We start from the raw sequence: 18,826 nt of genomic DNA on the forward strand, positions 1-18,826 counted from the left end.
TATGGGACAGTGGAAAGATTGTAGAAACCTGTTGGTCATTCGCCTCGATAATATGGGTGATCTTATTATGAACAATGCAGCGCTGCAGGAAATAAAACATCAAATGCCATCCTGCAAAATTACGTTGCTTGCCTCAAAAATGGCCATTCCGATTATACCCTATCTGGGGACTATAGATGACTATATCCAATACGATGCCCCTTGGATGAAACTGGCGGATCAAGATTCAGCAGCAAGTACCGAAGCCCTTATTCACGTCATCAAAGCCCTGCATTTTGACGGCTGCCTGATTTTTAATGTTTATAGTCAAAACCCCATGGCAGCTATCTTTCTTGCATATATGGCGGGCATTCCCAAACGGGCAGCTTATATGCGGGAGAACCCCTATTCCCTACTCACTGATTGGGTGCCAGACCAGGAACCACTATTTCAGGTGCAGCATCAAATTATACGAGATCTGGGGCTTTTAACCCATTTAGGGATCTCATCGCATACCAATCGATTGCCTGATTTAAAACTACCGGATCACCCCTGGAATTTGGAATTATCAGCCCCACTAAGCCATTGTATCGTCCTTAATTATGATGTTTCGGAAGAAAAGCGGCGAGTCCCAGTGGAAATCGCGCAGGAACTTATACAAAAGTTACTCGGCCTTGATTATCCGGTGCTACTGGTGGGTAAGAATGATAACGACTACTTAGCTGCGTGCCAAAAAAATATCGAATCACGGCAATTGATCAACCTGATCGGTAAAACATCTATCTCAGATCTACTATCACTTGTCCAGCGTGCCAGAGCCGTGATCACAGTCAATACCGGGCTGGTTCATATGGCGTGTGCCTTAAAGACGCCCACCCTTGTACTTTATGCGCAAACAAATCCTCAACATATCCCTTGGTCGCAGGAATCTGCCTTTATTCTATACCCAGTTAGTGCTGGCAAACAGTCAAAAAATTCGATCAATATTTTTGTCGATCAGCAATATAGTCAGGCTGAGCATGCTCCGTTTACAGTGGATGCTATTCTTCAGAAATTTTCGGATTTGCTGCTGCGTTTCGGCCGACGGGAAACTGAAATTCAAGAAGGGAATCAATTGCACTAAAAATATCGGTTATTTGAATGGATTTTTTTGCGTCAAAGATTCTATGTAGGCGCTTGTTCTGGGGTCCCCATCTTTCGGGTTCGCCATCCATACTAATCACAATACTTCTGGTTTCTAAGGCAGCCGCGATATGGGAGATTCCCGTGCAATTACAGATGACCAAGGAAGCTTGCCGGACAAGACAGCCCAGGACGCCCAAATCTAGCTGAGCACATAGATTGAGCGCACCGAAGGGCAGCAGGTTTTCAAACTCGGCAATCCGTAGCTTCTCTCCCAAGACACCTGTAAGCACAATTTGATACCCCCGGTCATGAAGATACTCGGCTAAGCATACAAACTTTTCAAGCGGCCACTGCCTCTTTGTATCCCGACTTCCAACATGGACAATAACAAAAGGATAAGTAAGACTATTTTTTATTACTTCGAAGTCAGCCCAATCCGAGCTAAATAAAGGATATTCCATGGCCCTATTTGTTATCCGGAGCCCCAAGAAATCAATAAGTGCCAGATGCCTATCTACTTCATGCAGCTTATCGGGATATTCTAGCCAGTCGCTGTCACCCGGTGATCCACTCGGCCGAAAGCCAACCAACCGTTTGGCTCCAAAATTCTTTAAGAAATCATTTACGATTGTACCATTTCCTTGCAACTGCAGGAGGAGATCAAACTTTTCGGCTTGCATTCGTTTCATAAAATCCGCCAAAGCCAATGGATTACAGGGTATTTCCGGCAGCTCTGGATGTCCGGGAAAGGGTATAAATTCATCCACGCAATCGAAGCGCTCCAGCAGCGCCTCCATATGCGGAAGGCCAATAAAATATAGCGTAGATTCAGGATAATTATACTTTAATGCGGTGATTGCCGGCATTGCACAAAGCAGGTCACCCAATTGAAGCGCGCGGAAAACAGCGATTTTATGCATTATATTATGGTTTATAAATGGACAATGTTAATGGAGAAAGAGTTTGCGGAATTACAGCTTAATTTGAGATTAATACAAACTTTCCATAATGGACAACCGTTCAATATAAGAACAAAACATTTCTTTACATGGAAAAATTAAAAGACAAAAAGATCGCCATCTTGGTTGCCGATGGTTTTGAAGAAATCGAATTGAGCAGTCCGAAAGAAGCATTGGAAAATGCAGGTGCCAAAACGCATATTATATCACCTTCGAAAACTAAGGTTCGCTCAAAAAAAGGTGATGAATGGTCTAAAGAATATGTTGTCGATGTCACGCTTCAGGAGGCCGAGGAAAATAAATACGACGCCCTTCTGTTACCTGGTGGCGTCATCAATCCCGATAAACTTCGCACCAACAAAACCGCCATAGCATTGATTAACGCTTTTTGGGAGCGTAATAAGCCAATTGCCGCCATCTGTCATGGTCCTCAGCTTCTAATCAACGCAGATCTTGTCAGAGGTAAGAAAATGACTTCGGTAGAAGCGATAAAAATAGATTTAATCAACGCAGGCGCCATTTGGGAAGATGCCGCGGTTGTTATTGACGAGGGACTGATAAGTAGTCGCACACCTGAAGATTTACCTGCATTCAATAAAGCAATTATTAATGTATTTGCAAGGACATAGATCTCCTATAAAAGACGTAGAAGTACACGATCTTCACGTAGTAAATCGGTCAACGTTTAGACTCACGAAGCTGTTCAGCTAATAAGTAACACATAAATCAAAATATTATGAACACAGCAAAACGTACTGCCAGTAACACATCCAAAGGACAGTCACATGGTAACACCGACAAAGCAAAAAGTATGAATAAAAGTAACACAAAGGGTTCATCGACTCAACGAAGCACCGAAAATGGCAACGCCAGTAAAACAAAAGATGAACTCTTGCAAATGGCCAAAAAACTCGAAATCACTGGCCGACATGATATGACCAAGGATGAGCTGATCAAGGCTATTGAAAAGCAAGGGAAAAACTAGAACGGAAATAAAGAAAGTCGCCTACTAAAAGCGACTTTCTTTATTTCCTTTTCTCTTTGGGCCGGTCTGTGGGATCATTTGGCATATCATTGAGTTGGTCAACCTGTGGATCCACACCCGCTTCAGCATCACCCCTATCCTTATGACCTACATCTTTTAGCACTTCACCATCAGTGCCAAGTTTAACTTTTTTCTTTTTCTCCATTTCTTTTCCTACCAATCTATTTTCATTTTTTGTCGCCATAATTATTTAATTTATTAATGTAAAAGCATATTATGAAAACCGAATCTAACCAATTCAGCTGTATTTCTTGTTCTCGTTTTTTCGATCAAGCGCTGCCGATGCCCTTCCACTGTACGTTTACTTAAAAATATACGATCAGCGATCTCGGCATTGGTATAACCTTCTGAAATCAATTCAAGTACGGCCAATTCCCGTTCTGAGATATCATATTTAGTCATTATAATACGTTTATCCGGATTATTTTCTATGTATAGTCTGTAATTCTCTATACAGGAAAGACCTAATGAAACACTGAGATATTTTTCTCCGTTCGCAATCTGGCGGATTCCAAAGACTACCTCATCAGCGGAACTGTCTTTGACGAGATAACCGTCTCCACCAGCACGTAACACTTCAAAAACAGTCTGTATATCATTCATCATCGAAAGGGCAAGCACTTTGATTTGCGAATATTTTTCCTTGAGACGTCCTATGAATGTAATGCCATTCATTTCTTCCATTTTAACGTCCGTTAAAATGATATCCGGTAGATTATTTTGTGCCAACATATCCAAAGCCCCCTCTGCACTCTCGACATCAGCCAATACAGCCATATCTTTTTGAGATTCCAAAATTAATCGAAAACCATTTCTCACTAAATGATGGTCGTCCACAAGCATTAACTGTATCATAATTTCTAATTTACATGAACTTATTGTCTATACTAATAGGAACATAAGTAAACTGTAAAAAGTTTTTTACAAAACAATATCGTTAACAGTGGGCGTCAGGATGGACATTGTCAAATAGGTAACTAAAAAAACTAAATTTAAAAAGTTAAACGACTCTTAAGTCGAAACTGTTCTATTAAAGACAATGACAGGATTTAAACCCTGTTAGAAAATTTAAATAAAGATTAGCTTATGAAGAAGACAGTGAAAACCCTTATGGCGATAACATCCATTTTATTGGCAATGTATGGATGTAATGGTAAAACCAATGAACAAAAATCAAATGAATTAATGCGGGATTCGGTACCAAATGACACGACAACAATCCAATATAGAGATACAAATTCAAGTGAATCGCGAGGTGATATTCCTCCTACACCTCAACCAGACACATCTTCAAAAAAATAAAACGATATGGTGTTGATTGTTGTTCATCCTGTGATAATAGCATAATTATGTGCTCTCCCGTCGGGAGACGGCCGGAGATAGATTTATTGTAGGAAGCTAGACACCTGAGTGTCTAGCTTTTTTATTGTGCCCACCTACCAATGAATTTATTCAAATGTCAGGTTGATTTTTGAAAATCCCAATCCTTGTAATAAAGGTTTAAAGACCGTGGTCGCATTTGCTTTGGTCTGTTGCAGAATATCCGATTTTTTCACATCATCTGCTACCGCTTTTTCAGCAGTTTTATAGGCTTCATCAACCAGTTCAGCCTCTCTAAGAAATGCCATTTTGGTATCATAAACCTTTGATGCCTCATGGTCGATCTTAATATAACATATTTCTGGCGCCGGTAATTTGATGGAAACAGAATCTCCTATTACCTTGATATCCTCAGGCGTCAGTTTAGTCAAGTTCACGCAACCTACAGCATCTGCCTTGACAATGAGTAATACGCTTGCTGTAGGCAAAAAAGTATTGATGTTTTTATGTTCAACAACATCACTATAACGATATTTAACAAGCTCCAATTTACCCATCGCTTCAATGCGATCGACCAGCAGCTGGTGCTTGCTTTCTACTTTAGGCCCGCTGTTGTATTTTTGATAGACAAACCAAGCCCCTACTGCCAAAATGGCCACGATCAATAAAAATTTTAAAAATTTTCCCATAAATATTATAATACAAATAATAGACCAAGCTGCAATTATAGATATTTGGACCGAAAATGTTGTACGAACACTGTCTTATACTACTTTCTAATATCGCTCGGCAAAAATATACCATTTGATAGACAATCGGTTAATCAAAAAGTTTAAAAAACATTTGGAAGATATGGCCTATAGTACTACTTTTGTGACATCAAAATCACGGTAGGTATAGCTCAGTTGGTTAGAGCACTAGATTGTGGTTCTAGGGGTCGTCGGTTCGAGCCCGATTACTTACCCAAAAGGCAGATCAGTAAAATGGTTTGCCTTTTTTGCGTTTCAGGCCATTCGCTGTTTTTATAACCGCCTGTGGCATCCCCTGAATTTTGTCAACCATTCGCTCCATGTCGCTGTTCTTTTTGGTGTAGGTTTTATCCAAAATAATATGAAGAATGCAAAGATATATATAGGGACATCTGGTTGGCATTATAAGCATTGGAAACAAACCTTCTATCCAGCAAAGTTGAAAAATGATAATCAATTGAGGTATTTTTCCGACATTTTTCCGACGGTTGAAATCAATAATTCCTTTTACAGGCTCCCCACTGACGATATGTTTATCAATTGGTATCAACAAGTGCCAGAGGATTTTATATTTGCTGTAAAAGCCAGCCGTTTCATCACACATGTAAAGAAATTGCATGTTGATCACGATACGATTGATCAATTTATGCAACGGGCAGCCCATTTGAAAGAAAAGCTGGGTCCTATCCTATTTCAATTGCCGCCAAGATGGCATGTTAATACCGAAAGGCTTTATAACTTTCTTGAGATGTTACCTACCGACCATAGATTTGTGTTTGAGTTTCGCGATTCTAGTTGGAACATTCCGGAAGTTTATAAGCTACTTGAACATTATAATTGTGCTTATTGCATTTATGATCTCGCCGGGTACCAGAATCCAGTTATTACCACGGCAGACTTTGTTTACATACGTTTGCATGGTCTAGGAAATAAATATCAAGGCAGCTATACAAAAAATAATTTGATCAGTTGGGTAGAAAAATGTACTTATTGGCAAGACGAAGGAAAGGATATTTATTTCTATTTTGATAATGATCAAAACGGCTACGCGCCGCATAATGGGCAGACATTAATGAAGATATTGAAATAATCGCAAAACTTTTAAAAAACATTCAAACCATCACATTTCCACTGCTGTTCTTCTTATAAAAAAATCAAAATTATGGCAACATCAAAGCAAAACAATCAACAGATGCCAAATGCGCATTTACATGAATTATTTATAGACGAGTTAAAGGATATGCTCGGGGCAGAGAAACAACTTTTGAAAGGCTTGAAAAAGCTGAGTAAGGCAGCTGAAAGCTACGAGTTAAAACAAGCATTTGAGCAACATTATAGCCAAACTGAAGGTCACATTGAGCGCCTGAAAGGAGTATTTACATCGATGGAAATGAGCGCACGTGGTAAAAAATGCAAAGCTATGGAAGGTCTTCTTGAAGAAGCTGACGAAATCGTTGAGAGCTTTGAAGGTGACCCAGCGTTGGATGCTGCACTTATTTCGGCCGCACAAAAGGTAGAGCATTATGAAATTGCCAGTTATGGTTGTTTGGTGACCTATGCAAAACTTATGGAACATAGTGAGGCCGAGCAATTACTTCAGCAAACTTTAGACGAGGAAAAACAGACTGATAGTCTTCTGACAGAAATTGCGATGTCAGGTGTAAATGAATCTGCATCATAGTATTAGAAATGCCCGAATCCTCGGGCATTCTATTTTAAAATTGCAAACCCTGCCACCTAATGCCATCGGTCTGGAGTAATCGACCATATTTAGATGATCCACGAGTAAGACTTTGTAACCTAATCTCTTAAAAAAATTATTTATGATACAAACGACAGAAGTCATGATTCACGCTGCCCGGTTGGGCAACCTTGAAGTGTTACAGGAGCTCATCCGACAAAACGTAGATTTGAATTCACGTGACGTGAAGGGGTATACACCTTTGATTATTGCCTGTTACAACAATCAGCTTGCAGCAGCAAAGCTTTTGCTTCAAGCTGGCGCTGATGTTAATGCACAGGACAGCGGCGGTAATACGGCATTAATGGGTGTCGCCTTCAAAGGGTACAAGGATATTGCCGAATTATTAATTCTCCATGGTGCTGACTTGAATCTGCAACATGGAAATGGTGGTACCGCCCTAATGTTTGCAGCGATGTTTGGTAGAAATGACGTTTTAAAACTTTTACTCGAAAGCGGTGCAAATAGAACATTGGTCGATAGTCGTGGACTCTCCGTTGTGGACTTAGCAGCACAACAGGGCAACGAAGCAGCAATATCACTGCTTCAAAGCGAACAATATATGAACTAAAGGAAAGCCCGGCTATTGCCAGGCTTTCCTTTAATTTTTTGAGATTTCAGTAATTCTAAGCGGGCACCTGTCTAGGTTTTTCGCGTTCCCAGAATCTATGCTGTGCAATCGCTTTGATAAATTTGTCTGCTAGTTCGGACGGTTTCTCCGCGATGACAACTCCTTCAGATAGTACAGTTTCTTCTGAAAACTCTTCAGGTAATTTATCAAAGAAATAGGTGGCTTTCAACACTTGACTCGCCTCAGTATCAGCTCCGATAGCTTTACAGTGCTTAAAAGCTTCATTCAAAAAATGAACAGCATTTGCTTCCGCTTCCAGAGTGGCCACACTATTTTTACCACCTGGTACATACACAGCATCATAAAGTACAGAGGCCCCTGTCAAAAAACTCTCTTCCACAGGAATAGCGGTATTGTCCGATGCAATTATTTCGCCCAGTTTTGGCGCAATTACATGGACTATTCCGCCAGCAGCCAGTATGGCATCACGGACTACCTGTAGGGTGGCCGCATTCACACCGTCGGCAGCGAGCACAGCTACTTTTCGACTTAAAATACTCTCTTTAGTCGTATTCATCATACTCAGCGCATCTGATTTTTTTAACTTTCCTTCAACTTGGATGGGTTCATAATCTGAAGGATCACCGTCAGCAGGGATGCTGCGGTTAATCGGCTTTTCGAGCTGTTGTGGTACTTCAATCCCCAAAGCAAAAGCAACTTCAGCCGCGAGCCCTTTATCCACTAAGGATAAGATGCCGACCATCCGTTGTCTTATTGCTACCGCCTTAACCTTACCAAGTTCAAAGCTAAAAGCATCGATAATATGGTTTTTTTCGGGTTCCGACTGGCTGTGAAAAAATAATCTAGCCTGGCTAAAGTGATCGCGGAAGCTATCACTTCTAGCGCGGACTTTTCGTGCATCAATGCGTTCTTGGTAGCTGGTGAATCCGCCTTCAGCTTCTTTCACCTGTGCTGGATCATTGTTTCCAAGTGAATTCGGACCGTAGCTCGTTTTACCGCGATCGATTCGTTGTCGCATAAATCCATCACGTTGGTTATTATAGGAAGAATTGATCGGACGATTAATTGGAATCTCATGGAAATTAGGACCACCCAATCGAATCAATTGAGTATCTGTGTAGGAAAACAAACGACCTTGCAGTAAGGGGTCATTTGTGAAGTCAATACCAGGAACAACATTCCCAATATGGAAAGCAGCTTGTTCAGTCTCAGCAAAAAAATTATCTGGATTTCGGTTAAGCGTCATTTTACCGATTCTTTGAACGGGAACTAGTTCCTCTGGAATAATTTTAGTTGAGTCCAATAAATCAAAATCAAACTTAAATTCGTCAGCTTCAGGGATAATCTGCACACCCAATTCATATTCCGGAAATGCACCACATTCAATGGCATCCCAAAGATCGCGTCGATGAAAATCGGGATCTTTTCCAGAAATGTTTTGCGCTTCATCCCATGCGACGGAATGCACGCCCAATAGTGGTTTCCAATGAAACTTCACAAAATGTGCTTCCCCCTTTTTATTGATAAATCGGAAAGTATGGACTCCAAATCCTTCCATCATACGGTAACTGCGCGGAATAGCGCGGTCACTCATGAGCCACATTATCATGTGGGTAGATTCAGGCATTAGTGAAATAAAGTCCCAAAAAGTGTCGTGTGCGGATGCCGCCTGCGGAATTTCATTATCAGGCTCAGGTTTTACTGCGTGTACCAAATCTGGAAATTTCATTGCATCCTGTATAAAAAAAACGGGCATATTATTCCCGACCAGATCGAAATTACCTTCCTGTGTATAGAACTTTACAGCAAATCCACGTACGTCACGCGCTAGATCCGTAGACCCTCTAGATCCAGCGACAGTTGAAAAGCGTACGAACACCGGCGTTTCCGTTTCTGTATCATTCAGGAAGGCCGCTTTTGTAAGCTCACCTAATGGTTTGTACAATTTAAATACACCATGTGCGCCAGATCCCCTTGCATGTACTACACGTTCGGGGATACGTTCGTGGTCGAAGTGAGTAATCTTTTCACGCAGAATAAAATCCTCTAATAATGTAGCGCCCCGGTCACCGCCACGTAGTGAGTTCTGATCATCATTGATTTTAACTCCCTGATCTGTTGTCATTAGTTCACCACTAGCATCGGATATATGTTGATTTAATTTTCTCATTTTCTCATTTTCTGGCTGTTTAACCATTTTAACTTGTGTGTCTCTCTTTTTCATTGTAATAAGATTAAAATTTATTGTTCTGGAGCAGTGTATTCGATTTGGTTTTCTGCGACCTCATACAGCAATGCATCAGCGGCTTCTTCTTCTTCCAGGGTCCGTTCCAATAGCGAGGCGACTTCTTGCAAACCTAGTGTAAAGGCGAGCTGAAGTAATCCACTATAGCTTGCAATTTCGTAATGCTCTACTTTTTGCGAAGCTAAGATTATGCCCACATCGCGGGCCACAGTGCCGGCCTCGGTACCTCCTATTATCTCCTCTGCTTCTTTGGTCAATCCTTCCATCGCATCGCATTTCTTTTCCAAGGCTTCCTTACCCATTAGCTTGAAGATCTGCTCCAATCGCACAAAATGCTGCTCGGTTTCCTTGAGATGATTTTCGATAGCAGTTATCAAAGCTGACGAATTTGCAGCTTTTATCGTTTTTGGAAGAGATTTGACCAAATGGTTTTCTGCCCAATACAAATCCATAATCCCATCCAAAAACAGCTCTTGCAATGACGATTCTCCATTTAAAAGTGTCTTAGTTTTGAACTTAGCGGTAGTTCCGCTTTCATGTTTCATAATTCAATGTTTAGAAATGTAAATAACTTAAGTTTATTTTATGAACTAGTCCATAGTACAAATCGTTTGTTTTTTATATAAATAAGCAGAATATTCGTAAAATAAATTTGTAGGCTAATACACTTAATGTATAAAATAAAAAGCTAGGTTGGAAAGGAACCTAGCTTTTAAAAAACTTTCTTCACGACTGGGACAAGCAGTCTTTGGTTAAGTACAATCTATGAAAGGACTTAGTTTGTATCATTTCACTTTTTAACCTTTTTGAGTTTCCATTCATTTGAACTACATTTAATAGGATCATATTGTCGAAAAAACGAGTCCACTCAGGGCGGGTATTGAGCACGTTTTGGTCAACAGACCAGATCCCAGCTCATACTTATGGTTATTCGCATCTCCCGTGTCCCACACTAACTGCCATTTTTGGTGTTCATTGATAGAAATATGCTGTATTTCATTCGAGAAATTCATAATTGCCAGGAGCCTGGCCGCACTATTTCCGGCACGTAAAATCAAGGTATTCTGTGTTGGCAAGCAGTCAACTGTTAAGTCTTCGCGCTGGATGTTACTCCAGGCGGGATGGGTTTTACGAAGTGCGATTAAATCCCTGTAGTAAGCCAAATGCTGTTGGTTGGAAATATGATGCTGTTCGCTCCAGTCCAATATTGAACGTTCGAATGTAGCTAGATCCTGTGGATCTGGAAACTGTCCTTCTCCTTGGAAATCAGCAAATTCACTTTTCCTTCCCGCTCTCACCATTTCCACCAATTCAGGCTCACTATGGCTGACGAAATACTGAAAGGGCTTTTTAGTTCCCCATTCCTCTCCCATAAACAACAAGGGAATATACGGCGATAGGAACACTGCCAAAGCCATTAATCTTATTTTTTCATCGCTATAGAGCGAGGCGCTTCGCTCACCTAGCATGCGGTTACCTACCTGATCGTGATTCTGACTAAATACAATAAATTTATTTCCCGAGATGCCTTTGGCATCAGTACCAAAGAACTTTTGACGATGACTAGAGTAGCAACCGTCAAATACGTAAGCCTGCTCGTAGGCTTTGGCAAGATGAGTTATCCCTTCGAATTCTTTATAATAGCCTTTTCTTTCTTCACCTACTGTTACCCGCAAAGCATGATGAAACTCGTCTAGCCATTGTGCATCCATTGCAAATCCATTCTTTTCTAGAGGATCTAGAAATCTACGGTCATTAAGATCGCATTCAACAAATAAGTATCTTTGTTTTCTAGTGCTATTGATAATTGCATTCACTTCCTTGCGTATATCTTGAAGAATGTGTATAGGACCAAAGTCTCTTATTGCATGTACCGCATCCATGCGTAGGCCATCGATATGAAAATCTTCAAACCACATCCGTACATTTGACATTACAAAATCACGAATCCCATGATTGAATTGATCGTCATAATTAATAGCTTGGCCCCATGGAGTATGATACTTATCTGTCAAATACGGTCCGAAATAAGAGAGATAGTTTCCTTCAGGTCCAAAATGATTATACACAACATCCAAAATGACCGCAATATCTGCGTGGTGACATGCATCCACCAGTCGCTGCAATTCATGGGCTCCTCCATAAGAATGCTGCACCGCAAAAGGGAAAACACCATCGTAACCCCAATTTCTTTCACCTGGAAATTGCCCTATAGGCATAATTTCGATCGCATTTACCCCCAGATCTTTTAAATAGGGTATTTTTTCAATTATACCTGCGAAATTGTGATTTGTGCTAAATGTCCCTACGTGTAATTCATAAATGATTAAATCACGTTGCAATGGCGGCACATATCTTTGATCGGTCCAGGGATAAGCGAGATCGACCATAGCAGATGGCCCATGCACGCCCTCTGGCTGGGATCGCGATGTTGGATCGGGATATGGGACCCCATCTATGATGATTTTATAGTAATCTCTCCGTTGTGGCAACCGACTTTCGGTATACCAATAACCATATTCTTGTTTTTCGAGCGGCAATGAATGGTACGTTTTGCTTAACTCGCAATTTACTGTCTTTGCGTTTGGCGCCCATACTCGTATCTGCGCCAAGTCCCCCTCCCAGCGTACCCCGAGCTGTGTAACTCCAGTTTTCTGCATAATGTTGAACTAAATCTGCTGTTTCCTAACTTGACATGAGTACCAAAATTGAACGCGAGGGAACACTAACTCTACTGTTTGCCTCGAAGATAGCATGCTCGGATATTGTATCCAAGTTTGTATCGATAACTTTAATCCAGCTCGTACCATAGCGTTGATCAGGGAGCTGATATTCGACGTCTTCCCAATAGGCATTGAAAAGCAGATAAAAATGATGGTCTGTTATTTTTGTTCCATCTTGACTTACTGATCTTATCCCTTCGCCGTTTAAAAAAACAGCTAAGGAACGTGCAAAATCATCTTCCCAATGGAAATCATCCATTTCAGTAGCATCAGGAAGAAACCATACGATATCTTCAACACCAGTACCCCTTATGGGTAATCCTTGAAACCATTTCCGCCGGCACAAACTGGGATGCTCTCTTCGAAATGCGATAAGGCTTTTGGTAAAAGTCAGCAATGAACTATCCATGTTTTTCCAGTCAAGCCAAGAAATCGAATTATCTTGACAGTAGGCATTATTGTTTCCCTGTTGTGTTCGCCCAAATTCATCGCCTGCAAGCAGCATAGGCACACCTTGAGATAAGAATAATGTGGTGAGCAAGTTCCGTTTTTGTTTTGCTCTCAAGTGGCTGATCTCAATGTTGTCGGTCGGACCTTCTGCACCACAGTTCCATGAACGGTTGTGGCTTTCCCCATCATTGTTATCTTCACCATTAGCTTCGTTATGTTTGTCGTTGTAAGAGACAAGATCCTGAAGGGTAAAACCATCATGGGCTGTGATAAAGTTAACACTAGCCGATGGTCTCCGGTTGTCGCCCTGATAAAGATCGGACGATCCGGTCAGTCGGTTGGCAAATTCTCCAATCATGCTGTCAGCACCAATCCAAAAATCACGCATACAGTCACGATATTTTCCGTTCCATTCCGCCCATCCCGGAGGGAATTCCCCCACTTGATAACCTCCTTCGCCAATATCCCAAGGCTCAGCGATCAATTTTACCTGCGAAATTATTGGATCTTGATGAATTACATCAAAAAAGGAACTTAATTTGTCGACATCATGGAGTTCCCGCGCTAACGCCGATGCTAGGTCAAAACGAAATCCATCCACATGCATTTCCTGGATCCAATAACGCAAGCTATCCATGATCATTCGCAATACATTTGGTTGACGTGCATTCAACGTATTTCCCGTTCCCGTAAAATCCATATAATAACGGCCATCTTCTGTCAAGCGATAATAGGATGCGTTATCAATACCCCGAAATGAGAGTGTTGGCCCCATTTCATTTCCTTCGCCAGTATGATTATATACTACATCCAGGATCACTTCGATTCCTGCTGCATGCAGAGATTTGACCATCGTTTTGAATTCGGTCACTTGATCACCCTGAGTCCCACCTGAAGCATAGCGTATATCAGGTGCAAAGAAGCCAATTGAGTTATATCCCCAATAATTAGTAAGCCCCTTATCGATGAGGTGGCGATCGCTTAAAAAATGGTGAACGGGCAATAATTCAACAGCAGTGACTCCTAATTCTTTGAGGTAAGCAATAGTAACTGGATGACCCATAGCAGCATAAGTTCCTCGGATGTTTTCCGGGATATCGGGGTGCAAGGCAGTAAAGCCTTTCACATGGACTTCATAGATAACACTGCGATGCATAGGTATGCGCATCGGTTGGTCTTCTCCCCAATCGAATCGATTATCGACCACAACTGACTTGGGTACATATGCAGCGCTGTTTGCGTCATCAAAACTAAGATCCGCTTCTGGCGCTCCAATACGATAGCCGAAGAGCGCGTCATTCCATTGCACTGTACCAGAAATTGCCTTAGCATATGGATCAATCAGTAATTTATTCGCATTGAACCGATGCCCCTCTTGAGGACGGTAAGGTCCATGTACACGATAGCCATAACGTTGTCCGGGTTTTATTCCATTTAGATAGATATGCCATACCTGATGTGTTTTTTCTTTTATTTTGATTTTTAGGACTTCAACTTCCTCGTCGGTATCGTTGTATAAACAGAGTTCTACACTTTCAGCATGTTCAGAAAACAAGGCGAAATTAACCCCTTGTCCATCAAATGTAGCGCCGAGCGGGTAAGGTGTTCCAGTATAAATTTTTGGTTCCATTGTGTATTATCTATTATATAATTGCGTGTATTGCCATAATTGTTTTTGAACGTTTTTTTGAAATGCTTGCTTTTTCATACGCCACAGCCAATTTCCTGCGGTACTTGCGGGTTTATTCATCCGGCATGAACCATCTAGTTCCAAAATATCCTGCATCGGAATGATGACTGTATCGGCGATAGAAGCATACAAGAGACGCATAAATGACTTATTGATGTTTGAAGGATCAATAGACATACCTAAAAAGTGATCTATTCTATTTCTTGTAGTCTGATCGACATCTTGGTTATACCAGGAGAGCAACGTGTTGTTGTCATGTGTGCCTGTATAAGCGACAAAGTTCTGACCGTATTGATGCGGAATATGTGGCGAGCGGGGCATGTCTTCCCCAAAAGCAAATTGTAGTACTTTCATTCCTGGTATCCCAAATTGATCCCTCAAAGCATAAACCGCCGCATCCACATCCCCGAGATCTTCAGCGACAAATGGCATATGTCCTAGTTCATTCTTTACATGCTCAAAAAAATCTGCCCCAGGCCCAGGTGACCATGCACCATGTTTTGCGCTCTGCTCCTCTGCAGGCACCTGCCAGAAGCTAGAAAAGGCGCGGAAATGATCTAATCGAGACTGATCGAATAATTTACAATTATGTCGCAGACGGGCTACCCACCACCTGTAGTCATCTCTTTTGAGTACTTCCCATTGATATATAGGCATACGCCAAAGCTGCCCCTGATCATTGAAATAGTCCGGGGGTACGCCGGCGGTTTTGGTCATGTTGCCAGCTTGATCAAGTGTGAAAAATTGTGGATTCGCCCACACATCTGCTGAATCATAGCTCACGTAAAAAGGAATATCGCCCAATAGTCTAATACCATGATCCCCACAATAATGATGCAACTCTTGCCACTGATGATAGAATACATACTGCCACCATTTTATCATTTGGATATCAGCGTTATGTTCGCTCTTAAGCATATTGAGTGCATCTTTATCTCTCAATTTATATTTCTCGGGCCATTTATACCACGGAAGATTATCATGTTTTTCCTTTAATAACATGAAGCAAGCAAAATCCTCCAACCAGTTGGATTCATCGTTGCAAAACGTTACAAAAGCCGTTTCTTCCTCAACCGAGGATCGACTATACGCCATTTTCAACAGTCTATATTTAATCGAGCTTACCTCCTGAAAATTAATTTCGGTGGAATAGGGCCTTTTTACGGCTTGCAATTCCTCTTCCGTTAATAAGTCTACTTTGGCAAGCCCTTCTAGGTCAATAAATAGAGGATTTCCAGCCCATGCACTCAGTGTACTATAAGGAGAGTGACATTGGGTCTCTGCGGTTGGACCCAGCGGAAGCATTTGCCACCAGGACTGTCCACTTGCCTGCAGTCGGCGGACAAAGCGTCGGGCCTCCTTGCCCAGGTCACCGATGCCATATGGAGAGGGCAATGAACTAATGTGCATTAATATGCCTGCGCTCCTTTTTTTAGGCTCGTTTTTATATTGTATAATTGCCAAGGGCAAATCGCTGAATAACTTGTCAATGCCGATTTCAATTTCTTCGCCTTCAGCATTAGAAAGTAAATGCTCCCATTTTAAAGGACGGTTGGTCGGCAATAATATACGCGTATCCTCCCATGCAAAGCTGCCCGGAATAAATTGTGAAAATTTTCCGAGTTCGGCAAGGTGCAGCGGAATGACGATCACGAGCCAATCATCCCCATATTTACGTGCAAAAGACAAGATGTTTTTTTTATAAGCACCTTTTACTTTAAGCTTTATATAGCTGCTACTAAACGATAACGCAGGATGAGTTTTGCGCAGCTTCACTAGCTTGTTGACCATCCAAAGTTTGATTTTTCCATCGTACCTTTCGCGCCACAATGTTTTAATTATCACGTTCTCGGGAATTTTTGCTATTTGGGCCAGGAGTTCTTTACAACGTCGATAATCTACTGCGCGGCGGTTATCTGGATCCACAAAGCTATGGTTCCATAGTTCAGTCCCCTGATAGATATCAGGCACTCCAGGACAAGTAAATTTAAGTAACTGCTGAGCTAAAGAGTTGATTATTCCAAAATCAGAAATACGCTGCAAAAATTGGTAGAAGCTCGTGAAAAAAGGGCGTTCTTTATTAAGGAGAAAACCTGCGAAATTGCGCACCGCAGATTCATAAGATTCATTCGGTTCTTCCCAACTAGAACGTTCTTTTCCTTCACGGAGATATTTGATCAGGTAATCCAAAAAACGCGTTTCAAATTCACTGTCCTGGGCGTTCTCTTGAGAGCCAAGTGGATAAGATCCTAATAACGCCTGATAAATAAAATATTCGTCATTGGGATGTGGGAGATCACCTCGATATTCATTCCAGACGATATCCTGCCATATTTGTACCTGCTTAACCCATTTATTGGGCATTGCTGTGAGCACAGCTAAACGACTGCGTGTGTCGTCTCCGCGCTTTGTATCATGTGTCGCCGTCGTATTGAGTGAGAGTGGCCATTGCGTTTGCCTTTTTTGCATCAGCCTATGAAAGTTTTTAATGCTAATACCAAAATTACCCGGGTGATCTCCCACCTCATTATGGCCTATAAACCGGTTGTAGGTATACATCAACGTGTCCTCTACCCCTTTGGCCATGGCCGGCCCGGCAAATTGCATACAACGTTTTAATAACCGAATTGTTTCTGGGATTCTAGTTGGATTCCTTCCTTCTTGCGCGTCGCTGAAAAGACAGAAAAACTGTTCTATAGCCTGCTTATTTAAGCTCTGGTCTTTTTTTAATAGTTCAAAGAGATTTACAATCATTCGATAACTTGCTGCTGATAAAGGAAAGTTTTCATCGTAAATTCTGTATACTGGAAAGTTTGCCAAGAAAGTTTGCAGCACAGCCGTTAAATGTTGGCGATCCACGCCGATACTATCGTCCATTAATCGAACAAGCAAATTGACGAGGTTATCAACATCACCTTGCATATACTTGGTAAGGATCTGCATTTTTTTATTTAATTGTTGCTTTTTAAGGGGACGCTTATTTCCTGTTAGCTGATTATAATAAAAATTAAATTGTTTCTTTTCTTTCGCGCAGGTTATTAGATTGTTGCAGGCCGACAGGAATTCGTATCCTGTGGTGCCCTGTATTGGCCATATTTGAGGTAGATCTTCATTCCTTTCCAATATTTTCTCCACCACGATATAAATATCAGGTCCAATATAGTCACGCAGATCCTTCAAGTACTGATTGGGGCTGTATAACCCATCTATATGGTCAATTCGCAACCCATCAATTAGCTTTTCTTCAATAAGTTCTTTGATAAACCGATGTGTCTCCCGGAACACCTCCGGATGTTGGACATTAATGCAGATTAATCCGTTAACTGTAAAAAAACGGCGGTAATTTATACGACGATTAGTAGTCCACCAGGGACAAAGTTCATAAAACTGTGTTTCAATAAGTTCTTTGAGTTTATATTTTATATTATTTACATTGTTTAAATAATTTTGGAGGTCAATATCAGAAATATCAGCAAGTATTTCGTCACGAATTGTTTGCCACTCTTGCTGATTTCCGTTCGCTTGTGCGGTATTTACTCGAACCAAAAATCCGCTAAAATCATTTTTTACTTTTCTGAGTTGGTCTTCTAGGACGGTACAATATGACTCTGGGCTTAATGGATAGCAATTGTCAAAATACTTTAAATATAATCTTCTTTCTACCAATGCTATCGTTATTTCGCCGTCATCGATAGCCTCATGTACTTCCTTTGCCAGTATAGGGACGATTAATTTCCCAGGTTCAAACATATTTCCGACAAAGCAGGTGTCAAAAAAACTAGCATGAGTCGAGGAGGGACCAAACTCGAGTAGATCCATTAACCAAGCGTTGTCTGGGTGAAAGGCCATGTGATTAGGCACAATGTCCTGCAACCATTTTATACCGTACAGATTGAGCTGCTTTCGAATCCGTCTTAGATCAGCGACAGTCCCGAGTTCAGGATCAATCTGTTGCATATCTGTACCATCGTAACCATGCATACTTCCCAGTGTTGAGCGTAGGATCGGAGATGCATAAATCGTATCCACGCCCAATTCATGCAAATATGGTAGGATAGATTCTAAGGCATTAAAATTAAAATCTTTATGAAATTGGATTCTATAGGTTGTATGTGGTAAAGTATGCGGGCATATCGTTCTAAGTCCTTTTGTGTGCATGGTGTTGATTGATTTCATTTACATCAGAACGCTGCTCGATAAAATTAGTT

Annotated in this window: 16 protein-coding genes and 1 tRNA gene; 8 read left to right on the forward strand and 9 right to left on the reverse strand. The window is 41.2% G+C overall.

Annotation, left to right across the window (positions count from 1 at the left end):
- The first annotated feature begins 1 nt into the window (after position 1).
- Positions 2-1,102 carry a glycosyltransferase family 9 protein gene (locus G6053_RS14325; protein ID WP_165306863.1) on the forward strand — a complete coding sequence of 367 codons (1,101 nt, stop codon included), beginning with the start codon at positions 2-4 and terminating at the stop codon, positions 1,100-1,102.
- On the opposite strand, the gene G6053_RS14330 is transcribed toward G6053_RS14325, so the two are convergent.
- Positions 1,020-2,024, reverse strand: coding sequence for a glycosyltransferase family 9 protein (locus tag G6053_RS14330; protein WP_165306864.1), 1,005 nt, complete (start codon positions 2,022-2,024; stop codon positions 1,020-1,022). The genes G6053_RS14325 and G6053_RS14330 overlap by 83 nt on opposite strands.
- A gap of 128 nt (positions 2,025-2,152) precedes the next feature.
- Here G6053_RS14330 and G6053_RS14335 point away from each other — a divergent pair, with 128 nt between their 5' ends.
- The gene (locus G6053_RS14335; protein ID WP_108634202.1) at positions 2,153-2,692 is read left to right on the forward strand and encodes a type 1 glutamine amidotransferase domain-containing protein; all 540 of its coding nucleotides are present in this window, start codon (positions 2,153-2,155) and stop codon (positions 2,690-2,692) included.
- Between the two features lie 107 nt (positions 2,693-2,799).
- On the forward strand, positions 2,800-3,048 hold the full coding sequence (locus tag G6053_RS14340) for a Rho termination factor N-terminal domain-containing protein (protein WP_108634201.1): 249 nt from the start codon (positions 2,800-2,802) through the stop codon (positions 3,046-3,048).
- Between the two features lie 40 nt (positions 3,049-3,088).
- On the opposite strand, the gene G6053_RS14345 is transcribed toward G6053_RS14340, so the two are convergent.
- Both G6053_RS14345 and G6053_RS14350 read right to left on the reverse strand, forming a co-directional pair.
- A complete protein-coding gene (locus tag G6053_RS14345; RefSeq protein ID WP_108634200.1) occupies positions 3,089-3,292 on the reverse strand; it encodes a hypothetical protein in 204 nt (67 codons plus the stop codon).
- Positions 3,293-3,306: 14 nt separating this feature from the next.
- Positions 3,307-3,963, reverse strand: coding sequence for a response regulator transcription factor (locus G6053_RS14350; protein ID WP_165306865.1), 657 nt, complete (start codon positions 3,961-3,963; stop codon positions 3,307-3,309).
- 231 nt (positions 3,964-4,194) lie between these two features.
- Here G6053_RS14350 and G6053_RS14355 point away from each other — a divergent pair, with 231 nt between their 5' ends.
- Positions 4,195-4,410 carry a hypothetical protein gene (locus G6053_RS14355; RefSeq protein WP_165306866.1) on the forward strand — a complete coding sequence of 72 codons (216 nt, stop codon included), beginning with the start codon at positions 4,195-4,197 and terminating at the stop codon, positions 4,408-4,410.
- A gap of 146 nt (positions 4,411-4,556) precedes the next feature.
- On the opposite strand, the gene G6053_RS14360 is transcribed toward G6053_RS14355, so the two are convergent.
- Positions 4,557-5,117: a DUF4230 domain-containing protein gene (locus G6053_RS14360; protein WP_165306867.1), complete on the reverse strand. Its 561-nt coding sequence runs from the start codon at positions 5,115-5,117 to the stop codon at positions 4,557-4,559.
- A gap of 201 nt (positions 5,118-5,318) precedes the next feature.
- Here G6053_RS14360 and G6053_RS14365 point away from each other — a divergent pair.
- The 4 genes from G6053_RS14365 to G6053_RS14380 all read left to right on the forward strand — a co-directional run bounded on the left by G6053_RS14365 (position 5,319) and on the right by G6053_RS14380 (position 7,489).
- Positions 5,319-5,392 (forward strand) — tRNA-His (locus tag G6053_RS14365).
- A gap of 146 nt (positions 5,393-5,538) precedes the next feature.
- Positions 5,539-6,267, forward strand: a complete 729-nt coding sequence (locus G6053_RS14370; protein ID WP_165306868.1) for a DUF72 domain-containing protein — start codon at positions 5,539-5,541, stop codon at positions 6,265-6,267.
- A 72-nt stretch (positions 6,268-6,339) separates the two neighbouring features.
- Entirely contained in the window at positions 6,340-6,858 is a 519-nt protein-coding gene (locus G6053_RS14375; protein WP_108634195.1) for a ferritin-like domain-containing protein, read from the forward strand.
- 142 nt (positions 6,859-7,000) lie between these two features.
- Positions 7,001-7,489 carry an ankyrin repeat domain-containing protein gene (locus tag G6053_RS14380; RefSeq protein ID WP_165306869.1) on the forward strand — a complete coding sequence of 163 codons (489 nt, stop codon included), beginning with the start codon at positions 7,001-7,003 and terminating at the stop codon, positions 7,487-7,489.
- A gap of 55 nt (positions 7,490-7,544) precedes the next feature.
- Here the strand turns inward: G6053_RS14380 and G6053_RS14385 are convergent, their stop codons facing one another.
- From G6053_RS14385 to treY, 5 genes are all read right to left on the reverse strand, one after another.
- Positions 7,545-9,707 (reverse strand): catalase, encoded by a 2,163-nt coding sequence (locus G6053_RS14385; RefSeq protein WP_241255015.1) that lies wholly within the window; start codon positions 9,705-9,707, stop codon positions 7,545-7,547.
- A 44-nt stretch (positions 9,708-9,751) separates the two neighbouring features.
- Positions 9,752-10,300, reverse strand: a complete 549-nt coding sequence (locus tag G6053_RS14390; protein WP_165306871.1) for a DUF892 family protein — start codon at positions 10,298-10,300, stop codon at positions 9,752-9,754.
- A gap of 297 nt (positions 10,301-10,597) precedes the next feature.
- Positions 10,598-12,415, reverse strand: a complete 1,818-nt coding sequence (treZ, locus tag G6053_RS14395) for a malto-oligosyltrehalose trehalohydrolase (RefSeq protein ID WP_165306872.1) — start codon at positions 12,413-12,415, stop codon at positions 10,598-10,600.
- A gap of 25 nt (positions 12,416-12,440) precedes the next feature.
- Positions 12,441-14,558 (reverse strand): glycogen debranching protein GlgX, encoded by a 2,118-nt coding sequence (gene glgX, locus G6053_RS30595; RefSeq protein ID WP_206531945.1) that lies wholly within the window; start codon positions 14,556-14,558, stop codon positions 12,441-12,443.
- A gap of 6 nt (positions 14,559-14,564) precedes the next feature.
- Positions 14,565-18,794 (reverse strand): malto-oligosyltrehalose synthase, encoded by a 4,230-nt coding sequence (gene treY / locus G6053_RS30600; protein ID WP_206531946.1) that lies wholly within the window; start codon positions 18,792-18,794, stop codon positions 14,565-14,567.
- Between the last annotated feature and the right edge of the window lie 32 nt (positions 18,795-18,826).

Origin of the sequence: Sphingobacterium sp. DR205, assembly GCF_011064245.1 — a bacterium.
GTDB classification, from domain to species: domain Bacteria; phylum Bacteroidota; class Bacteroidia; order Sphingobacteriales; family Sphingobacteriaceae; genus Sphingobacterium; species Sphingobacterium athyrii.

Bases quoted from the DNA above. Each gene is read 5' to 3' on its own strand.
- glgX (WP_206531945.1), bottom strand. From the start codon at position 14,558: ATGGAACCAAAAATTTATACTGGAACACCTTACCCGCTCGGCGCTACA.
- G6053_RS14360 (WP_165306867.1), bottom strand. From the start codon at position 5,117: ATGGGAAAATTTTTAAAATTTTTATTGATCGTGGCCATTTTGGCAGTA.
- G6053_RS14375 (WP_108634195.1), top strand. From the start codon at position 6,340: ATGGCAACATCAAAGCAAAACAATCAACAGATGCCAAATGCGCATTTA.
- G6053_RS14335 (WP_108634202.1), top strand. From the start codon at position 2,153: ATGGAAAAATTAAAAGACAAAAAGATCGCCATCTTGGTTGCCGATGGT.
- G6053_RS14325 (WP_165306863.1), top strand. From the start codon at position 2: ATGGGACAGTGGAAAGATTGTAGAAACCTGTTGGTCATTCGCCTCGAT.
- G6053_RS14355 (WP_165306866.1), top strand. From the start codon at position 4,195: ATGAAGAAGACAGTGAAAACCCTTATGGCGATAACATCCATTTTATTG.
- G6053_RS14390 (WP_165306871.1), bottom strand. From the start codon at position 10,300: ATGAAACATGAAAGCGGAACTACCGCTAAGTTCAAAACTAAGACACTT.
- G6053_RS14380 (WP_165306869.1), top strand. From the start codon at position 7,001: ATGATACAAACGACAGAAGTCATGATTCACGCTGCCCGGTTGGGCAAC.
- G6053_RS14330 (WP_165306864.1), bottom strand. From the start codon at position 2,024: ATGCATAAAATCGCTGTTTTCCGCGCGCTTCAATTGGGTGACCTGCTT.
- G6053_RS14350 (WP_165306865.1), bottom strand. From the start codon at position 3,963: ATGATACAGTTAATGCTTGTGGACGACCATCATTTAGTGAGAAATGGT.
- G6053_RS14340 (WP_108634201.1), top strand. From the start codon at position 2,800: ATGAACACAGCAAAACGTACTGCCAGTAACACATCCAAAGGACAGTCA.
- G6053_RS14385 (WP_241255015.1), bottom strand. From the start codon at position 9,707: ATGGTTAAACAGCCAGAAAATGAGAAAATGAGAAAATTAAATCAACAT.
- G6053_RS14370 (WP_165306868.1), top strand. From the start codon at position 5,539: ATGAAGAATGCAAAGATATATATAGGGACATCTGGTTGGCATTATAAG.
- treY (WP_206531946.1), bottom strand. From the start codon at position 18,794: ATGAAATCAATCAACACCATGCACACAAAAGGACTTAGAACGATATGC.
- treZ (WP_165306872.1), bottom strand. From the start codon at position 12,415: ATGCAGAAAACTGGAGTTACACAGCTCGGGGTACGCTGGGAGGGGGAC.
- G6053_RS14345 (WP_108634200.1), bottom strand. From the start codon at position 3,292: ATGGCGACAAAAAATGAAAATAGATTGGTAGGAAAAGAAATGGAGAAA.